Below are 19,369 nucleotides of genomic sequence, written 5' to 3'. Positions count from 1 at the left end.
TTGCTGATCAGTTACAGCCGTCATACCTTATTAGACAGGCAAGATTAACGCCTATCTCCGCGCCGGCAGTGCGAGAGTTCCAGGAGGATTTTGCCATGAAAGGTACCAACGTGAGGGTGGATCTGCACGTTCATTCGAAATACTCGACAAGACCGTCCCAGTGGATACTGCAGAAACTGGGATGCCCGGAAAGTTTTACCGAGCCTTTGAAAATTTATGAAAGAGCCCGGGCCCGCTCCATGAACATGGTCACCATAACCGACCACAACACCATCAACGGCAGTCTGGAAATCGCGCATCTTGATAATGCGTTCGTCAGCGAGGAAATTACCACCTACTTTCCGGAAGACGGTTGCAAGCTGCATGTGCTGGCTTACGATATTACCGAGGAACACCACCGTGAATTTCAGAAGCTCCGGGATAACGTGTTCGACCTTGTTCCGTACCTGAGGGAGCAGGGGATTGTGCATGTGCTGGCCCATCCGCTTTTTGCCGTTAATGAACGGCTGAGGCCGGAACATTTTGAGAAGGCCCTGCTCATGTTCAACACACTGGAGTTGAACGGCACCCGTGATGAAATGCAGAACGCTGCCCTGCGTTCCATTGTTGATAGTCTTACACCCGGAAAAATAGATTTCCTTGCCAACAAGCACGATATTGAACCCTACGGAACAACTCCGTGGGTCAAGGGGCTTACCGGCGGGTCAGATGACCATTCCGGGATCAATATTGCCCGCGTCTATACTGAATTCGTAGGTTGCGAAACTCCTCAGGAAATGCTGGAGGCGGTTGCGGAAGGCCGGGGGATTGTTCAGGGAAAAGCGGCGACTCCCCATACCATGGCCCACAATCTTTACGGAATAGCTTTCCAGTTTTACAAAAGCCATTTCGATGTGAATAAGCTCAAACGGTCTGCGGACTGTTTCCGTTTCATCGACAATGCCCTTGACCCCGGTGACAAGGAAGCTCCTACCCTTTTGGACAAGCTTCAGAACTACATCTACCGCCAGCGTTCGAAAAAATATCTTGAAACATCCGACTCCGTTCAGGCCGCGCTGCTGCGGGAGGCCAACCGCATTGTCATGAGCGACGAGGAAGCCCGCAAGGTCTGCGGCGGATTCAAGACCAATCCTGCGGAACTTGAAGGAGAATGGTTCCGTTTCGTGGGCAATGCCACCGACAAGGTCTTGTCCGATCTTGGTGACAGGATCATAAACAGCGCGCTGGGAGCAAACCTTTTCGACGTATTCCACACTGTGGGGGCCGCAGGTTCCCTGTACACTCTTCTGGCTCCATATTTTCTCTCCTACAGCCTGTTTGCCCGGGAACGGGAGCTTGCCCGTGACTGCATGCAGGCTTTCGGACTCAAGGATCCTTTGGGCGGAGAAACCAGAATTGCCCATTTCACCGACACCTTCAGCGAAGTCAACGGTGTTGCCATCACCCTGCAGCACCAGCTTGATGTGGCCCGCAAGCACGACAAGAAGCTGGTTGTTGTTACGTGCGGTGCAGAGCAGGGCGGTGATCTGGTTGTCAATTTTGCCCCGGCCGGGGAGTTTGACCTTCCGGAATATCCGGAGCTTTCATTCAAGTATCCGCCGTTTCTGCGGGTCCTTTCGCACTGCCTTGAAAATAACTATACCCTGCTGCATCTCGCGACTCCCGGTCCTGTCGGGCTGGCCGGCCTTGCCGTTGCAAAGCTGCTGAAACTTCCGGTTCACGGTACGTATCACACAGCGTTCCCGCAGTATGTCAGGGCGTTCACGGATGATACCGGTCTTGAAGATATGGTCTGGAAATTCATGATCTGGTTCTATAATCAGCTGGATACCGTGTTCGTTCCCTCGGAGGCAACCGGTGACGAGCTGGCGGAAAAAGGCGTTGATGTCCGCAAAATCAAGGTCTATCCGCGTGGGGTGGATATAAAACGGTTTACCCCGGAAAAACGCAACGGCTTTTACAGCGGAAGGTTCAGGGTCAAGGAAGCGGTCAAGCTGCTCTACGTGGGGCGTGTTTCCCGCGAAAAAAATCTTGATGTTCTTACCGAGGCCTTCAGGACAATATCGCCCATACGGCCGGAACTGCATCTTGTTGTCGTGGGGGACGGTCCTTATCAGGCTGAAATGCGTGAGAGGCTTGAGGGCTATCCGGTCACTTTTACCGGGTATCTTGACGGCGAAGAACTGGCCCAGTGCTACGCGAGTTCCGACGTGTTCGTCTTTCCTTCAGCAACAGACACCTTCGGCAACGTGGTCCTTGAAGCACAGGCTTCCGGTCTGCCGGTTATTGTTACTGATTTCGGCGGACCCTGCGAGAATATCATCGAAGACAAAACCGGGCTAATTGTGGAGGCGGGCAATTCTGACGCTCTTGCCAGAGCCATTGTGCGGCTGAGCGATCATCCTGAGCTGCTGCAGTATATGAAACACAGTGCCCGTGTCTATACGGAAAACAGGTCTTTTGACGCAGAGTTTCTGAAAACATGGACCATGTACGAAGATCTGTCCAGACGTGACGCCGTTCTATAGTGCGCTCCCGGCAGCCTTGCAGATCATTCTGCCGGTTGCCGGAAGCGATTCATTGTTTGGGCAGTTTCTGGGGAGTGAAAATAGTATTTGTTCGAAACAAGAACGTTGCCAGCGTATGGTTTTGGCCGGATGTCGTGAAGAACTATAACAATTTTATGTATTGTATATCCAATTTACAAGGGTTTAGCGCTGGTATTCATCCCCAATAATCGCCTTGCTTTCAGCTGTATCCTCTTTCAATCTTCTGGCTAGGTTCATGAAGTAGGCTAAAGGTTCTGGTATTGTCCTGTTTTTATGCCAGACCATGGTAAGTTCTATGTCGATTGAGTTTGTCCAGTTCAGCTCAACAACTTGTCGGCTGCAGATCTTATCTTGAATTGATCTTCTGGGCAGTACGGCAATACAGTCGTTACTCACCACATATCTCTTGATCGCTTCAATGCTCGTTGATTCAATGACGGATGCCGGCTTGGCGATATCAAGGTTGAGCATCTGTCGTAAAAGCAGCCCATGACCGCAGCCGGCTTTCGGCAACAGGACTGTCTGACCGTCAAGGACGGAGATGTCGGCGGGGTGATGTTTGGGAAGAGAGGACCTGCTCCCTGCGACAACCGTGAATTTTTCTGTGAGAACCACCTCCGAGTGCAGGTTGATGGAGTCGATATGCTTGGTGAACACAAATGCAAGGTCAACGGATTCGGTTCGTAATTCGTTTTCCAGACCGCTTTGAGAGCAGTTGCTGATATCAAAATTTACCGTAGGGTATGATTCCAGAAAGTTCCGTATCACTCGGTTGAGATGGTTTGAGGAAATGGCTTCAGGGGCAAGGAGCCGTAACGTTCCAGCTGGTCTCTGTCTGTTCGACACGCTGATACGCGCTTCTTCTTCGATCGATAAAAGCTTGTTTGCATAAAAGAGCATTGTTTCACCTGCTTCCGTCAGCACGATCCTTTTGTGGATTCTTTTGAAAAGCAGCTCCCCAAGTTCATCTTCAAGAGATTTGATCTGGGTCGAAACTGTCGACTGCGCGATGCTCAGTACTTCCGCGGCCTTGTTGAAGTTTAACATTACCGCCGCCATCCTGAATGTTCTCAACTTGCATAAATCCATCTGAAGCGCTCCATAATCTAATTATTCGATTAAGAATATCCATCATTCTCGTTGGACACAAGACTCTTATATATGCACTCTTTTGATTCGCAGAAATAATTTATCAGCGGGCTTCATTGCTGTTGATGATGTAGGAGAATATGTGTCTGAAATTATGCTTCAAATATGTGGAGGCCTTTGCTACCTCCTGAACAAGGTCTTTTTTTCAAGGGCGGAAAGAGCGACGAGCCTCTTCAATCGAAAATCATGGCGTATACGATCATGGATTGTTTACCTGGTCGGTTTGCCGGCATGGGTGGTTGTGTTTGTCTCGGAACACAACTGGATAGCGGCAGCTGTGGAATCCGGTGGGGCTCCTGCCATGGTTTCAGGACTTATTGTTGCCTGGCGTGGACAGGGTGCTGCTCCGAGATGGCTGGACACTCTGGCCAAACTGTCTGTGTTTGCCGGGCTTGGTGTTAGTATGTATGAGTACGGCGGGCTAACGGACATAAGCCAGGTGCTTGAACTCGGTATTGCGGCGGGATTTCTTTTGGGGACTTATCTGATGGCGCAAGACTCCTGTCAGGGATACCTCTGGCTCATGTTAGGTAATATAAGCTGTGCCGCCCTCATGGGGACTGAAGGATTCTATATCCTTATGGGGCAGCAGCTTACTTCTCTTATCTTTGTGGTAGATGGTTTTCTGGTGCGAAGGAAGCGGTGCTGAATCCCCGGTTAGGGATCAGCAAGTCTGCAAATGGGAAAGTTATGCTATTCAACTGGTGGTTATTGATCTGTCAGGATCAATCCTGCTGACAGCCGCATAGCTCTCCAGAATTGGCTGCCTTTACAGAGGCCGGCCTTGAATCCGAAATAAGGAAGCCCTTAATCTCACTTGGGAGATTAAGGGCTTTTTTTGATCATGACTCCGTGGAGAGGATCTGCAGCAGCCGCAGGCATTCCACGAACCTTTTCCGGTTACTTGGTGTGGTGAGTCCAGTACTCTACGTTCGGACTCAGGTGCAGGAGTCCGAGTTCCTGACCGAGTTCAATCATCAGCACGGCTGCGAAGCAGACAATGAGCACCATGCCGGAATACTTGCGGATTGATCCTTCCGGGGAGTATTTCCAGACAATGAATCCGGGAAGTATGCCGAAGATGATGCATTCTCCCACACCACCGACAAGGTTGATGGCGACAAGGAATATGTCAGGATATATAAGCCCCACAATCAGTGGCGGCAGGAAGGACAGTGACCACACGAGCGGTTTGTTCTTGGTGCCCAGATGGGTCGCGGTAAGGTCGCGCATGAAGCTCATGAGCGCGGTTCCGTTGGCCATGAACGCGGTTGACATGGCCACCACGGCGAAGATCAGGGCCACATAGGTAAATACCGGTGTCTGGAGCAGCTTTTCCAGCGGGATTGTTGCCGGGTCGTTGTTGCCGAAAGCGGTGATCAGGTCGATATGCGTTTCCGGATTGGAAAGGGGCAGGGCTCCGAGAACCACCAGCAGCCAGGTTATGTTCATGACCATGCCGATTGTTGTGCCGCCGATGATGGCAGTGCGTATTTTGGTCCGGTCATGGCCGAGGGCCCGGCATATGCTGGGAATGATATTGTGGAAATGGAAGGCCATAAGCAGCACCGGAAGTCCTGCGGGAACATACGTCCAGTCCAGTGCTTCGAGGTGTGGTGCGCTGACGTCCGGTACTACCATGAATACAAGTGCACCGAAGGTTATCCACATGAGAGTAACCATGTAGGGAGTGCATTTCTTCATCATCTGCATTCCGAGAGCGGTCATGCCTGTCACAACGGCGAAATATAGTGCCGTGACCACAGGTTTGGGTAACGTAGACTGAAGGCTCATGATGATGGATGAAATTCCGCAGAGGTATGCCACAAGCACACCGTAGAGGATGATCAGGTTGGCTACGATGGTCACCCATTTACCGCCGTTTCCCAGCTCCTGCTGAAAAAAGGTCGGCAGGTCGGCGTGTTCGTTGGTGGTCAGGCTTTTCTGGTCTGAATATATCAGTGCCGTGTAGGTCATCAGCACCCACATGAAAAGGGTGGCTGCAACAGACGGCAGAAACCCGGCAGCGCAGAGGTTTACCGGCAGAGCCAGGATTCCGGCACCGAGCATGTTGCCTACAACGACAAACATCATGGACATGGCGGAAGCTGATTTTTCCTGTGTCATGGCATCTCCAGGTGAAAGGTTGGTCTGGTTGGTAATAAATTACTATTTCTGATTACCGGATACCCTTGGGGCCGTAGAAATTATGCACTGTGTCCATTGATCTGGACAGTTCCCCGGCCGTGGAGGAGGATATTGCATTAAAAAACGGCAAGACCCGCAGGTCTTGCCGTCGTGATTTATCAGCTGCAGGTTGCACCAAGATTCAACGGATGGGTGTGAACCATACTTTCCGGTGACAGGGCCTGTTCCAGTTCCTCTTTGGACATGTAGCCTTTCTCTATCACGATGTCGTATACAGAGCGTCCTGATTTCAGAGCCTCATTCGCTACCTCGGTGGATTTTTCATATCCGATGTAGGGGTTGAGTGCGGTGACAAGGCCGATGCTGTTTTCCACATAACCTCGGCAGACATCCTCGTTGGCTGTGATGCCGGACACGCAGCGCTCAGCCAGAGTGCGGAATCCACGGCGCATGATTGTCAAGGAGTTGAGCAGGCTGGCGGCAATAACCGGTTCCATGACGTTCAGTTCAAGCTGGCCGGCTTCGGCAGCCATGGTTACGGTCATGTCGCCGCCGATTACGGTAAAGGCGATCTGGTTGACCACCTCCGGGATGATGGGGTTCACCTTTCCGGGCATGATGGAAGACCCCGGAGCCATGCGCGGCAGGTTGATCTCGTTCAGGCCGCAGCGCGGTCCGGAGGAGAGCAGACGCAGGTCATTGCATATCTTGGATATTTTTACAGCAACTCTTTTGAGTATGCCGGAAAGCTGCACGTATGCGCCGGTATCCTGAGTTGCTTCCACAAGGTCGGGGGACAGTTCAAGCTCGAATCCGGTGATTTCGCGAAGTTTTTCTGTGACGATCTGCGCATAGCGGGGCGGGGCGTTAAGCCCTGTTCCGATGGCTGTACCGCCCATGTTGATCTCGCAGATAAGTTTTTTTGCTTCGCGTACCCGTTCAATATCTTCACCGATCATGATGGCGTAGGAAGTGAATTCCTGCCCCAGAGTCATGGGGACGGCGTCCTGAAGCTGGGTGCGGCCCATTTTCAGGACCCGGGCAAACTCTTTGCCTTTGGCGGCAAAGCTTTCCTGCAGGTATTCCATGTCCTCAATAAGCTGATCCATCTTGGCAAGCAGGGTTAGCCGCAGGCAGGTAGGATAGACATCGTTGGTGGACTGGGCCATGTTGACGTGAATGTTGGGGTGCAGGTGCTCGTATTCTCCGTAGCTGAAGCCCAGATGGGTGAGGCCTATGTTGGCGATTACCTCGTTGGCGTTCATGTTGGTGGATGTTCCGGCACCGCCCTGAATTATGTCGACGATGAACTGGTCGTGGTACTTGTCTGCAAGCAGTTCGTCGCAGGCAAAAACAATGGCTGCGGTTTTGTCGTCATCAAGCTTTCCCAGCTCGTGGTTGGTAATGGCTGCGGCTTTTTTGATGTTGGCCAGTGAGTAGATTATCTGCGGGTAGTGGGAAATGGGAATGCCGGTGATACGGAAGTTTTCGGCCGCCCGCATGGTCTGGGCTCCGTACAACGCATCTTCCGGAACCTCTTTGGGACCGATGCAGTCATGCTCATTGCGGAATTTCATTATTAACTCCAGATGTAGCTTGTAAAAGCAGAATTACCCGGTGCCGGTCTTCAAGGAACAGCTTGTTCTCGCCTTGAACCCGGATGCGTCCGGTTGTTTGTTCTTTCCTATGTTTTCTTTTATCACAACAGGATATGGGGTCAATAAAACTTGTGCTGATATTGTCTTTAGAAGGCGTGAAGATAGTCGGCGGCAGGGGAGTGCAAGACGGCTCAATATGAATATTTGTTTTTTCCGTCGGTCTTGGCGCGGTACATGGCTTCATCCGCAACACGCACGAGGACTTCTTTTTCGGAACTGTTTTCAGGGTAGATGCTGATTCCGATACTGACCCCGATGCGGTATACCTTTTCGGCAAGGTAGAACGGCGAACGCATGGTGTCGATGATGCGTTGGGCCACGACCTCAATTTCGTTTTTGGAGCCGATGTCCTGCAGAATGAATATGAATTCATCGCCACCGATGCGGGAAACCGTATCGCTGGTACGCAGGCAGTCGCTGAATCGCCCTGCGACCTCTTTAAGCACGGTGTCACCGGCGACATGTCCCAGTTCGTCGTTAATGGGTTTGAAATTGTCCAGATCGGCATAGAGGATGGCAACCATAAGCCCGGTTCTGTTGGCGTGGGAAATGGCCTGCTTTATGCGGTCGTCAAACAGGATGCGGTTGGGAAGTCCGGTAAGGCTGTCATACATGGCCAGCCTCCGCATGGTTTCCTCGTGTTCCTTTCGTTCGGAAACATCCACCATGAACCCGTCGTAACGGATTACGTTGCCGTCTTCGTCCTTGACGGCGTTGACTGTTTCCGCCGCCCAGAAGGTTGAACCGTCCCGGCGGCAGTGCTCCGCCTCGAAACTAGAGGCCCTGCCGAACTCCTTGAGTATTGTGGTCAGCCTCTTTCTGGTGTCTGTCGATACATAGCACTGGGTGCTTATGTCGGATATTTCCCTGATCAGATCCTCTGGTGAAGAATAGCCGTAGTAACTGGCCATCTGGGGGTTGGCATTTTGGAATGTTCCATCCGGCGATGTCTGGTAAATTCCAAGCGGCGCATTGTTGACTATGAGCCTGTATTTCTCTTCCGCCGCATGCAGGGCTTCTATCTCTTTTTTGCGTTCGGTCGTATCGACTATAAATCCTACGATGCTGTTTTCATCAGCAAGTTTTTTTCCCCGCTCGTAAACCCAGCAACTGCCCCCATCGCTTTTGAGCAGGCGGTATTCCACTGCAAAAGATTCATTTGCAGCGATAGCCTTGTCTACGGCACTTTTGACCATTCCCCGGTCTGCCGGGTGGATTAGGTCGATGAATCTGGACATCCCGCCCTGAACGAATTCCTTATGGGGATACCCGGTCAATTTACTGATTTTCGGACTGATATAATCCATGGTGTAGGGGGGGAGAGGGTCGGATTTATAGATGACTCCCGGAACATTCATGGAAATGGCTTCAAAAAGACGGTCCTTGCGTCTGAGTTCTTCATTCTGGGAAATCAGAACCTGTTTTGATTTGTAGTAGTAAAAGAAAAAGAGAACTACGAAAATTGTGAAACCCATGAAAGCTATCATGGCTATGCGGGCCGTGCGCACCGAGTTCAGGGTTTTTGTTGCATCCGATTCAGGGGCGGAAATGGCTACGATCAGTTTCATATCCCCCAGCCTGACCGTATCCCAGGCCAGCAGCTTGCGTACTTTTTCGCCGCCCCGTATGGTGAAAAAAACATATTCTCCGGTTCCGGATTCTTCATGAAGCATTTTTGAATCAAGCTTGATGAGCTGGGGAAAATCCTTGTGCAGATTGAAGATGTTTTTGCCGATGATTTCCTTTTCCTGATCAAAAAGAACCGTACCCGTCCCGTCCACAATAAACCCAGAGCCGTATTCTCCAATCTGCAGGGGAGACATGTATTTGTCGGCAAGCAGGCCGAGGTCTATAATCAGTGTAAGAACCCCGTGGAATTTTTTATCAATCCAGACTGGAACTAGCATTCCTGCCATTCTGATCTTTCCGTTCAGGAGGGGGCGCGGAGTAATAAAACCTTCATGCATGCCTGAAACGGTGGCGTAGTATTTGCCGGCCCACAGGGCAGCCTGATTTCTTGCCTGCAGGAGTCGCGGAGTCGGGGTTGGAGAGCCGAGAGTCTCTTCTGCAGGGGCTTTCATCAGGCTTATGTAGATGAGGGAATCGATCGAATTCTGTTTGACTTTGAAAAGCTCCTGCAGCGATTCATCCGAGCCACGAGTCTGGATGTAGTCATTGATGGAGTACTGTGAAATCGCCTGCGCCGTTCCTACTATGCTGCTGATCCGGTCGCTCAGGGCTGTGGCGGCAAGGCGGGCCTGAAGGGCCTGCTGACGGTTGAAAATGGATTCCTGTTCGCTGATGACCATGTTGTCGAGGGTCAGGCCTATTCCGCCGCCAATACCAATAATGACCAGCAGAACAACCACCAGCTTCAACTGGATCCATCTGCTCAGGATAAGCTGCTCATTTTGGGTCTGCTGCAATTGGAAGCTCCGTATCGGCTTGGGCGTTATCGCTTTCGTCTCAGGTATTTAAAACAGCCTTGCCTTGCTATTATAAATTACGTGCGGTTCCGGTGGATATACTTCAGTAACCCTACATTACTGCGCAGTCCATCTGCAACATATATAATAATTCCTGCCCATATGAAGGCAAAAGTGATGAATCTGGTTTCCCCGAAAGGTTCTCCGTACATCAGAACGCCGATAAGCAGGGCCAGGGTCGGCGCAATGTACTGCATCATTCCGAGGGTGGCCAGCCTCAGCCTGCGTGCGCCGTGGGCAAAAAAGATCAGCGGGGTAGAGGTGGCTGCTCCGGCTCCGAGAAGCAGCAGGTTTTCGAGCAGGCCTACTCTGGTATAGCTTACGTCTCCTGTTGCAGCCAGCCAGATGATGTAGCCTGCTGAGATCGGGAAAAGTACCGCAGTTTCAATGAAGAGGCCCGGCAGGGATTCTACCTTCATCATTTTGCGCACCAGCCCGTAAAGGGCGAATGAAACCGCAAGAGTAAGGGCTACAGCCGGAATTCTTCCGTAGTCGAAAATGGACCAGGCCACCCCGCAGGCAGCGAGTGCAATGGCTGCCACCTGAAGCCTGTTCAGTCTTTCGTTCATGAAGATGAAGCCAAGCAGGGCATTCATGAAAGGGGTCATATAGTAGCCCATGCTTGTGTCAACAACGTGTCCGTTATTGACGGCCCAGATGTACAGCAGCCAGTTGCAGCCGATGAGGCAGCTGCTTGCGCAAAGCATCAGTTTGCCTTTTGTGTCACAGAATGCCGTACGAACTTCAGGCCAGCGCTTTTTCATACTCAGAAGCGCGCCTACGAAAAACATGGACCAGACGACTCTGTTGCAGAGGAGTTCGATGGAGGGGACGGCTTTGAGTGCCTTCCAGTATATGGGGAGCAATCCCCACATGATGAAGGCTCCGGCAGCAAAGAAGAGCCCTTCATGAGTGTTTTTGTTCATTTTCCCGTTTCCGTTGATAGAATTGCAGAGGCGGGAAGACTACGCCAACCCTCTGCTCCTTGCAATATACATTAGTATGAAAGAACAGAGGGGCGGCGGATTACGTGCTGATATCAATACACAGAATTGGGGACTTGGGGTCTTTGCGCAGCCTTGTGGATATGGTTACGCAGTGGTTTCCAGAGGCCAGTGAAATGTACGGTGTGGTTGTATGCCACTCCTTGCCGGATTTTATGGTCAGGTAGTATTCCTTGAGGGAATGGTCTGCTCCGGCAGGTGCGGGCTGGTAGATGAGCCTCCTGTTTTCTTTCAGCTTATATGGATTGCAGACAGTCGCTGAAAGCTGGACTCCGGCAGTGTCCAGTATGTATGCGCATTCTATGCTGGAATACTCCGTAATGAATGCCGAAAGAATGGAATCAGCCGAGCTTGGAGCTTCGTCCTTGAGGGCGCTCCTGAGTCTTGCAGTCATTTTTTTATAGTGCTTTTCCCTGATCTTCTGCTGACCGAGTTCTTCCAGTATGTGGGTCTTGAACCTTGAGGCCAGAGATTTCATCGGGATTGAGTTCTGGGTTTCAGCCATCTCCGCAGGCACTGGTTTTCCGAAGTAATAGCCCTGGAACACGTCTATTCCCATGCCCATCAGGGTCAGAGCTTCTTCTACGGTTTCAATACCTTCTGCAAGCGGAAGCGAGCCTGTTCGCTCCGACAGGTTGACAAGCGAGCGGACAACTTCCTGATTGTGAAATTTTTTGTTGATGTCGGTGATCAGAGACCGATCAATCTTGATGATGTCCGGCTGCAGTCTGGGGATGCGATCGAGGTTGGAGTGTCCGGTGCCGACGTCATCCAGTGCTATCAGAAAGCCGCTTTCCCTTGCTGTTTTTACAAAAGAGGAAAGAGCCCGGTCGCTTCCTGCCTTTGATTCGATAATTTCCAGAACAATATTGCCGGTGGGGATGCCGTTCTCCGCTGCCAGTTTTTCGGTGATGCTGTTGCGTATGGACTCGTTGTTGATAATGGCTGCATCGATGTTTACGGACAGAACCAGTGACCGGTTTCTCTTGGAAATAGGAGCGAATGTTTCAAAGGCCTTCTTGCGGCAGGCGCGATCCAGTCTGGTCAGTGTCCAGATGTCCTCACACATGGAGAAAAGTGTAAATGGGGGGATTATTTCACCGGTGTAGGGATTGACCGCTCTGCTCAGGGCTTCGAATCCCAGCAAGGATTTGCGGTTCATGGATACAAGAGGCTGCAGAAAGGTTACCAGGCATTCGCGCTCTATGAGTTCGTGTATGGATATGTTCAGGGCTGTATTCATTTCTGCAGTCGCTTTTCTTTCATAGGGGCGGCCGGAAGGGTGGGAAGTCCCTTCCGGCCGGGGAAGGTCCGGTGGAGGTGGACACCGGGCCGGGGCTGGACCTTCTGCCGACGAAGACCCAGGCCAGCTGTACACTAATTGGGGTTAGAGTGATTCTTCACCAGTTCTGATTCTGATGGTACGGTTGAGCTCCTGAACGAAGATGACACCGTCGCCTTCTTTGCCTGTCTGGGCGCCTTTCTTGATCGCTGCCAGGGCTTCGTCCAGTTTTTCAGGTGCAATACCGAGTTCTATACGGATTTTTTTAAGAAGGTTAACTTCCATTACTACTCCGCGGTAGGTCTCGGTGAACCCGGCCTGACGGCCGGATCCGAGTATGTTGGTTACCGACATGGAGTATATTCCTTTTGAGTAGAGGGCCTGCTTTACCGGGGTAAGGCACTCGGGGCGAATATATGCTATGATGAGTTTCATTTTATTATTCCTCTCTTGTGTCTGGTTCAATTATTCGTTGGAGAAGATCTGGAAGCCGTTGTAGGACTCCATGCCGTGCTCGGAGATGTCGAGGCCCTTCATTTCTTCTTCAGCGGTTACGCGGATGCCCATAACTGCCTTGGCGATGTTGAATGCGATCAGTCCTGCGCCGAAGGCCCATACGAAGCATACTGCTATTCCGATGATCTGAGGGGTTACCAGAGAGAATCCGCCGCCGTAGAAGAGCCCGCCTGCGCCGTCATTGAGTTCGGGAGCAGTGAACAGGCCGCATGCCAGCGTTCCCCATGCTCCGCATACGCCGTGTACGGAAACGGCACCTACGGGGTCGTCAATCTTCAGAATCTTATCGATTACTTCAATGGAAAGAACTACCAGCACACCTGCAACAAGGCCGATGATGATTGCGGCTGCGGGGGTTACGGTTGCACAGGGAGCGGTGATACCGACCAGACCGGCGAGTGCGCCGTTGCAGGTCATGGAGATATCAGGCTTGCCGAATCTGAACCAGGAAGTGAACATGGCGGCAACAGTACCGGCACAACCGGAGAGGCTGGTGGTTACCGCGATAAGACCGATGGAGCCGTCAGCAGTGGTGGTGGAACCGGGGTTGAATCCGAACCAGCCGAACCAGAGGATGAATACGCCAAGGGATGCCAGGGGAATGTTGTGGCCGGGGATAGCCTTTGCCTTACCGTCTGCAGCGTATTTGCCGATACGGGGTCCGAGAACAATGGCACCTGCCAGTGCTACCCATCCGCCAACGGAGTGAACAACGGTGGAACCTGCGAAGTCCATGAAACCGAGGCCTTCAAGCCAGCCTGCGCCGGAATCGCCGAGCCACAGAGAACCCCAGGCCCAGTGGCCGGAAATGGGATAGATAACGCCGGTTACAATACAGGTTACAATAAGGTAACTGCTGAATTTGGTGCGTTCTGCAATACCGCCGGAAACGATTGTCGCAGCTGTTGCAGCAAATACAGACTGGAAGAACCAGAAAGTCAGTGTCCACTGTGCATCGGGGCTGGTGAAGCCGATCCCTGCAAGGCTGAAGCCGGAGGTGCCTACAAAGCCACCTGCGTCAATGCCGAACATGAGGCCGAAGCCGAACAGGAAAAAGATGATTGAGCCGAAAGCGAAGTCGATGAAGTTTTTCATCAGGATGTTGCCAGCGCTTTTGGCTCTGGAAAATCCGGCTTCTACACAGGCAAAACCAGCCTGCATGAACATAACCAGAATAGCAGCAATAAGGGTCCAGAGAATGTTACCGTGTGTCTGGGTCAGGTACTCCTCACCAGCGAAAGCCATGGAAGGTGCCGCCAGGAGCAGGGTGATTGCGAGGGCCGGTACAATGCGGCCAGCCTTTGAAAATTTAGTAGTCATACAGTCCTCCTTAGGGGTGTTGATTGCTTCAAGGATGAGTTTCCTAAAGCACGGACCGTGCCATGTTTGTAAGGTGTTTAAATGATAGAGTTTTTATAAAATCCCCAAAAAAACACGATTACAATTATGTATTTTTGTACTTTTTTGTATGAGTAAAATGTATGTAAAATTACAAAAACGGTAACTTTGGTTTATTTGTGTATTTGAACTTCACTTAAAATTACAATTAACGAGCATTAGATTAATGATGAGTAAAAAATAAATAAAGTTGTTGACTCTTTTTCGGGGATGCGGTTAAAAAATACCCATGCAAACTTTCAACACCATAGGCACTGGCCTCTCATATTTTTTCTACTTTTTTTATTTTTGGTGCACCCACGCTTGTGGTCGTGTGGAGGTTTGCTCGTACAAAAAGTAGAATACGAAAATGCAAACGACCTCTACGAAAGGGCCGCAGGCGAAGACTCGCCGGCGGCCCTTTCTTGTTACGGGCCGCCAGAAAGGGGAGCGGTATCTTGGAGAATCTAGAGGCAAACTTCAGGAGAAAAGAAAATGCAGATCGGAAAAAGCATCAGATTGGAGCGGATTTTCAACCGTAACACAGAACGGACCATCATCGTGCCCATGGATCACGGTATAAGCGTCGGCCCCATAGAGGGTTTGCGAGATATGCGCGAGGCTGTGGGGGATATGGTTCAGGGCGGGGCCAACGCAGTACTCATGCACAAAGGTCTCGTCCGCTGCGGTCACCGAATGGAAGGCCGCGATGTAGGTCTCATAGTTCATCTTTCCGCTTCCACTTCCCTCTCTCCCTTCCCCAATGCTAAAACTCTTGTCGGCACAGTTGAAGATGCTCTCCGCCTCGGAGCCGACGCCGTTTCCGTTCACGTCAATCTCGGTGATGAAACCGAAGCCCGCATGCTGCAGGATCTCGGTGATGTTGCTTCATGCGCACAGGGCTGGGGCGTTCCTGTTCTGGCCATGGTTTACGCCCGCGGCCCCAAAGTCAAAGACGAATTCGATCCCGAAACCGTAGCCCACTGTGCCCGCGTCGGTGAAGAACTCGGTGCCGATATTGTGAAAGTCCCGTACACAGGCGACATTGATTCCTTCGGCACTGTTGTGGACGGCTGCTGCATCCCGGTTGTCATTGCCGGCGGTCCCAAGCTTGATTCCACCCGCGACTTCCTGCAGATGGTTTCCGATTCCATCAGGGCTGGCGGTTCCGGCCTTTCCGTTGGAAGAAATGTCTTCCAGCACAAGAACCGCGTAAGGCTGGTCGAGGCTCTTCACAAAATCGTGCACGAAGACGAAGACGTTGATGCCGCACTCGCTTACATCGGCGAATAATTAGATCTACAGGAAATCATGATGAAAAAGATTATTTTTAAAGCCATTCCCTTTGACAAGAATCTTGTCACGCTGGCCCTTGAATCCGGTGTTGATGCGGTACTTACTACCGCTGAGCACAAGAAGGCCATTGAAGCTCTCGGCAGGGTGACCGTTATCACCCCCGCAGAAATGCCCGAGGTTGCCATCAACGAGAAGTCCGACGAAGCAACTGCAGTTGAACTTGACAAAAAAGGGAAATCTGTCTGTCTCAGTGCCGGATGGGAAATCATCCCGGTTGAAAATATACTTGCACAGGTCGAATCGCTGGCCCTTGAAGCCGAATCCCTCGATCGGGCCAGACTGGCCGCCGGAGTGCTGGAACGCGGCGCGGACACCATCGTGGTAACTCCCGAAGGTGCTTCAGATCTCAAGCAGATAGTTGCAGAACTCAAACTTTCACAGGGTAAAATGGAATTACAGAAAGCCAAAGTAACCAGCATTGAGTCCGCAGGGCTGGGCCACCGTGTCTGCGTGGATACCATTTCCATGCTTAAGAAAGGGCAGGGTATGCTGACCGGAAATTCATCGGCCTTCACCTTTCTTGTCCATGCCGAAACAGAATCAAACCCCTACGTTGCCGCACGTCCTTTCCGGGTGAATGCCGGGGCTGTTCATGCCTATGCCCAGATGCCCGGTGACAAAACCACTTACCTTGAGGAACTCTCCTCCGGGACCGAAGTTCTCATTGTTGATGCCAGGGGGAATACTTCCATTGCCGTGGTTGGCCGCAGCAAGGTCGAAGTCCGTCCGATGCTTTTGATCACCGCTGAAGTTCAGACCCCTTCCGGGCCGGTTTCAGGAAAGGTGTTCCTGCAGAATGCGGAGACCATCAGGGTGGTGAGTGGTGACGGTGAACCCGTAAGTGTGGTAACTCTTAAACCCGGTGACGAAATTCTTTGCCGAGTTGATGATGCGGGACGCCATTTCGGCATGCGTATCAAAGAAGAAATCTCAGAGGAATAAGGAAAATGTCACAGTCCAGCAAAAATAGCCTGACCGATTTGAGGGACGAAATAGATTCCCTCGACAGCGATATACTTGAACTACTGAACAGGCGTGCGGCCGCTTCCCTCGCCGTCGGCGCAATCAAGGCCGGGTCCTCGGACCAGATTTTCAAGCCTTTCAGAGAACAGGAAGTTCTACGCGGCCTGACCGGGCGCAATCCCGGTCCGCTCCCCGCAGAGCATCTTGAAGCAATATATCGCGAGATCATTTCATCTTCACGCAGACTGCAGAGGCCCGAGCGCGTTGTTTATCTAGGGCCGGAAGGGACATTTTCTTATTTTGCAGGACTACAGCACATGGGGCGTCAGGCCGACCTGATCCCCAAGAACAATTTTGAAGATATTTTCGTGGCCGTTTCCAAGGGCGAAGCCGATTTAGGCATCATCCCCCTTGAAAATTCGCTCAAGGGAACGGTTGGGCAGAATGTTGATCTCTTCATGCGTTACCCGGTCTTTATTCAGGCCGAGCTGTATCACCGCATAAGCCACGGGCTCATCAGTAAAGGTATTCCCCTAAGCGAGATCAAGACTGTCTATTCACACTCCAAGGCACTTGAGCAATGCACCGGATGGCTTCGTGCCAATCTGCCCGGGGCAGAGCTCGTGTCTGTGGAATCCACCGCCAAGGCTGCACAGATGGTTTCCGAAAGCAGCGAGCCCATAGCAGCCCTTGGACACGTAAAGCTGGCCAATATTTTCGGCCTGCACGTGGTGGCCGAGTCGATTGAAGACCAGCCTGACAACTGGACTAGGTTCCTGATCATCGGACCCAAGCCCGGCAAGGAAGGCAAGAGGGATAAGACCTCGATCCTGTTTACCACCCCGGACAGGCCCGGCGCGCTGGTCTCTGTGCTCAACGAACTGTCCGGGCACAGCATCAACATGACCAAGCTCGAATCCAGACCTTTTCTCGGTGAAAAGTGGAAGTACATGTTTTTTGTAGACCTGCAGGGAGACCTCGGGGCCGAAGAGCACGAGTCGCTCATTGAAGACCTCAAGGCCCGCTGCCTGACCTTCAAGATTCTGGGCAGCTATCCGGCAGGGTCGCAGAACGGAAGCAAGTTTTAAGGGTGCCTCCGGCGGCCGGGGAAGGGAAACTTTTTAATTCGCCACGTCCTGTGGCTCACCCCTGCGAGGCGTTGCCTTTCAGGAAACGCTCAAATCCGCTTTCCTGCGGATTTGTGGAAAAAGTTTCCCTTCCCCGGACCCCATCCCTTCAAAAACTTTTAACAGGCTTCGCGTCCGTGACCGGACATTGGTCTTTGCGAAGAGGCGAAGTTCCGCAAACCCGCATATTGTACTAAAATCTTTTGATGCAAGGTTTGCTTAAAAAATAGAACGATTAACTGTCATATTGAATGTTTTTTCTTAATGACAATTTGTCGTACGTAGCGGCGAAGCCGAATTGAAAGGTTTTGGGATTCTTAAAACCTTTTGCAAAAGGGTTTAAGGCCCCCGGCAGGGTCGCCGAAGGCATCTTGAATATAAAAAATCAACAGACTTAGATAAGTCAGGAAATATGGAAATGACTTCTGATAACGTAATCGTCGTAAAGGCACCTTCATCCAAGTCCCTCTCTCACAGGGCGCTTATCGCCGGGGCTTTGTCTGAGGGAACCACTGTTGTTCTTGATCCTCTGGACAGTAATGACATCAACCGCACCATGGATTGTCTGGCCACGATGGGCGCTGACTTCAATATTGATGGAACAGCGACAACTGTTACCGGTATGGAAGGCGGACCCAAGGGCGGCGAGAAGGAGCCGGCAGTGCTTGAAATGCGTGATTCCGGCACAACCTGCCGCCTGATCACAGCCCTGGCTGGAGCAGGAAAGGGACTCTTCCGGGTGCAGGGCACGCCGCGCATGCATGACCGTCCCATCGGCGCACTGACCAGTGCCCTTGAATCTCAGGGCGTGAAGGTCACTTTTTCCGACAAGCATGGCTATCCTCCGGTAACTCTTGAAGCGCACGGCTTCCTAGGCAGGGAGATCAATATTTCCCTTGAAGAGTCCAGCCAGTATATTTCCGGCCTGCTCATGGGCGCTCCGCTTGCTGCCGAGACAACTATAATTAATGTGGTAGGCGAGAAAGCGGTTTCATGGCCCTATGTAGCCCTGACCCTCAACGTGATGGAAGATTTCCGCATCAAGTTCGAAGTGCAGGCTAAGAAAGACGGTAAATGGAAAAAGACCGACTGGCGCAAGGTCGAGAAGGTTGTTCCCGGAGAAATCCGTTTCAAGGTTGAGCCTTCCAAATACGAACGCGATGAATACAGGGTGGAAGGAGACTGGTCCAACGCCTCATATTTTCTCGCCGCAGGGGCTGTCGGTGACAAACCTGTTAAAATTGACGGGTTGTCCGTGAAGTCTCTTCAGGGTGATCGTGCAATAATGTACATTCTTCAGTCCATGGGGGCCAAAATAGAGAGTGACGAACACAGCGTAACTGTGTATCCTTCCAAACTTCACGGTGTGGAAGTGGATATGAGCAAGTGTCCCGATCTCGTTCCCACCGTGGCTGTGGTTGCCGCTTTTGCGGACAGTCCCACCACCATCACCAATGTGGCGCACCTGCGTATCAAAGAGTGTGACCGTCTTGAGGCCAGTGCCGCAGAGGTCATGCGCGCGGGCGGCAAAGCCGAGATCACCGGTGATTCCATCACCATCATTCCGGCTCCGCTCAAAAAAGGTGAACGTATCGTTTTCACAACTTACGATGATCACCGTCTGGCAATGTGCACCGCGATCTTCTCTCTGGCAGGTCTTGAATCTGTTCCAGCTGAACCGGGCTGTGTAGCCAAATCCTTCCCCGGTTTCTGGGATGAATGGGCAAAAGTTACCAAAGGAAACGGTTGTTAGT

Annotated in this window: 14 protein-coding genes; 6 read left to right on the top strand and 8 right to left on the bottom strand. The window is 51.7% G+C overall.

Annotation, left to right across the window (positions count from 1 at the left end):
• The first annotated feature begins 95 nt into the window (after positions 1-95).
• Positions 96-2,528, top strand: coding sequence for a glycosyltransferase (locus N7E73_RS04735; RefSeq protein WP_432737878.1), 2,433 nt, complete (start codon positions 96-98; stop codon positions 2,526-2,528).
• Positions 2,529-2,711: 183 nt separating this feature from the next.
• Here N7E73_RS04735 and N7E73_RS04730 read toward each other — a convergent pair whose 3' ends face one another.
• Positions 2,712-3,638 (bottom strand): LysR family transcriptional regulator, encoded by a 927-nt coding sequence (locus N7E73_RS04730; RefSeq protein WP_432737877.1) that lies wholly within the window; start codon positions 3,636-3,638, stop codon positions 2,712-2,714.
• 142 nt (positions 3,639-3,780) lie between these two features.
• Here N7E73_RS04730 and N7E73_RS04725 point away from each other — a divergent pair, with 142 nt between their 5' ends.
• The gene (locus tag N7E73_RS04725) at positions 3,781-4,347 is read left to right on the top strand and encodes a hypothetical protein (RefSeq protein ID WP_432737876.1); all 567 of its coding nucleotides are present in this window, start codon (positions 3,781-3,783) and stop codon (positions 4,345-4,347) included.
• Between the two features lie 251 nt (positions 4,348-4,598).
• On the opposite strand, the gene N7E73_RS04720 is transcribed toward N7E73_RS04725, so the two are convergent.
• The 7 genes from N7E73_RS04720 to N7E73_RS04690 form a co-directional block, all read right to left on the bottom strand.
• Entirely contained in the window at positions 4,599-5,825 is a 1,227-nt protein-coding gene (locus tag N7E73_RS04720) for an aromatic amino acid transport family protein (RefSeq protein WP_432737875.1), read from the bottom strand.
• A gap of 179 nt (positions 5,826-6,004) precedes the next feature.
• Complete coding sequence (aspA, locus tag N7E73_RS04715; RefSeq protein WP_432737874.1) at positions 6,005-7,423, bottom strand: aspartate ammonia-lyase; 1,419 nt, start codon at positions 7,421-7,423, stop codon at positions 6,005-6,007.
• 212 nt (positions 7,424-7,635) lie between these two features.
• Positions 7,636-9,930 carry a diguanylate cyclase domain-containing protein gene (locus tag N7E73_RS04710; RefSeq protein WP_432737873.1) on the bottom strand — a complete coding sequence of 765 codons (2,295 nt, stop codon included), beginning with the start codon at positions 9,928-9,930 and terminating at the stop codon, positions 7,636-7,638.
• Between the two features lie 77 nt (positions 9,931-10,007).
• A complete protein-coding gene (rarD, locus tag N7E73_RS04705; RefSeq protein WP_432737872.1) occupies positions 10,008-10,916 on the bottom strand; it encodes an EamA family transporter RarD in 909 nt (302 codons plus the stop codon).
• A 100-nt stretch (positions 10,917-11,016) separates the two neighbouring features.
• Positions 11,017-12,237: an EAL domain-containing protein gene (locus tag N7E73_RS04700; RefSeq protein ID WP_432737870.1), complete on the bottom strand. Its 1,221-nt coding sequence runs from the start codon at positions 12,235-12,237 to the stop codon at positions 11,017-11,019.
• Positions 12,238-12,381: 144 nt separating this feature from the next.
• Positions 12,382-12,711, bottom strand: a complete 330-nt coding sequence (locus tag N7E73_RS04695; RefSeq protein WP_432737869.1) for a P-II family nitrogen regulator — start codon at positions 12,709-12,711, stop codon at positions 12,382-12,384.
• 30 nt (positions 12,712-12,741) lie between these two features.
• Positions 12,742-14,112, bottom strand: a complete 1,371-nt coding sequence (locus N7E73_RS04690) for an ammonium transporter (RefSeq protein ID WP_432737868.1) — start codon at positions 14,110-14,112, stop codon at positions 12,742-12,744.
• 552 nt (positions 14,113-14,664) lie between these two features.
• Here N7E73_RS04690 and N7E73_RS04685 point away from each other — a divergent pair.
• The 4 genes from N7E73_RS04685 (at position 14,665) to aroA (ending at position 19,368) form a co-directional block, all read left to right on the top strand.
• Positions 14,665-15,462, top strand: a complete 798-nt coding sequence (locus N7E73_RS04685; protein WP_432737867.1) for a 2-amino-3,7-dideoxy-D-threo-hept-6-ulosonate synthase — start codon at positions 14,665-14,667, stop codon at positions 15,460-15,462.
• A 21-nt stretch (positions 15,463-15,483) separates the two neighbouring features.
• Positions 15,484-16,467, top strand: a complete 984-nt coding sequence (locus N7E73_RS04680; RefSeq protein ID WP_432737866.1) for a 3-dehydroquinate synthase II family protein — start codon at positions 15,484-15,486, stop codon at positions 16,465-16,467.
• 5 nt (positions 16,468-16,472) lie between these two features.
• On the top strand, positions 16,473-17,576 hold the full coding sequence (pheA, locus tag N7E73_RS04675; protein ID WP_432737865.1) for a prephenate dehydratase: 1,104 nt from the start codon (positions 16,473-16,475) through the stop codon (positions 17,574-17,576).
• A 457-nt stretch (positions 17,577-18,033) separates the two neighbouring features.
• Positions 18,034-19,368 (top strand): 3-phosphoshikimate 1-carboxyvinyltransferase, encoded by a 1,335-nt coding sequence (gene aroA, locus N7E73_RS04670; protein WP_432737864.1) that lies wholly within the window; start codon positions 18,034-18,036, stop codon positions 19,366-19,368.
• Position 19,369: the final 1 nt, after the last annotated feature.

This window comes from Maridesulfovibrio sp. FT414, assembly GCF_050916235.1.
Taxonomy (GTDB): domain Bacteria; phylum Desulfobacterota; class Desulfovibrionia; order Desulfovibrionales; family Desulfovibrionaceae; genus Maridesulfovibrio.
The sequence above is the reverse complement of the archived record's forward strand: the minus strand, read 5'-3'. Positions and strand labels throughout refer to the sequence as shown.

Coding starts and splice junctions, on each gene's coding strand:
- N7E73_RS04735 (WP_432737878.1), top strand. CDS start 96: ATGAAAGGTACCAACGTGAGGGTGGATCTGCACGTTCATTCGAAATAC.
- N7E73_RS04730 (WP_432737877.1), bottom strand. CDS start 3,638: ATGGATTTATGCAAGTTGAGAACATTCAGGATGGCGGCGGTAATGTTA.
- N7E73_RS04720 (WP_432737875.1), bottom strand. CDS start 5,825: ATGACACAGGAAAAATCAGCTTCCGCCATGTCCATGATGTTTGTCGTT.
- aspA (WP_432737874.1), bottom strand. CDS start 7,423: ATGAAATTCCGCAATGAGCATGACTGCATCGGTCCCAAAGAGGTTCCG.
- rarD (WP_432737872.1), bottom strand. CDS start 10,916: ATGAACAAAAACACTCATGAAGGGCTCTTCTTTGCTGCCGGAGCCTTC.
- N7E73_RS04700 (WP_432737870.1), bottom strand. CDS start 12,237: ATGAATACAGCCCTGAACATATCCATACACGAACTCATAGAGCGCGAA.
- N7E73_RS04695 (WP_432737869.1), bottom strand. CDS start 12,711: ATGAAACTCATCATAGCATATATTCGCCCCGAGTGCCTTACCCCGGTA.
- N7E73_RS04690 (WP_432737868.1), bottom strand. CDS start 14,112: ATGACTACTAAATTTTCAAAGGCTGGCCGCATTGTACCGGCCCTCGCA.
- N7E73_RS04685 (WP_432737867.1), top strand. CDS start 14,665: ATGCAGATCGGAAAAAGCATCAGATTGGAGCGGATTTTCAACCGTAAC.
- N7E73_RS04680 (WP_432737866.1), top strand. CDS start 15,484: ATGAAAAAGATTATTTTTAAAGCCATTCCCTTTGACAAGAATCTTGTC.
- pheA (WP_432737865.1), top strand. CDS start 16,473: ATGTCACAGTCCAGCAAAAATAGCCTGACCGATTTGAGGGACGAAATA.
- aroA (WP_432737864.1), top strand. CDS start 18,034: ATGACTTCTGATAACGTAATCGTCGTAAAGGCACCTTCATCCAAGTCC.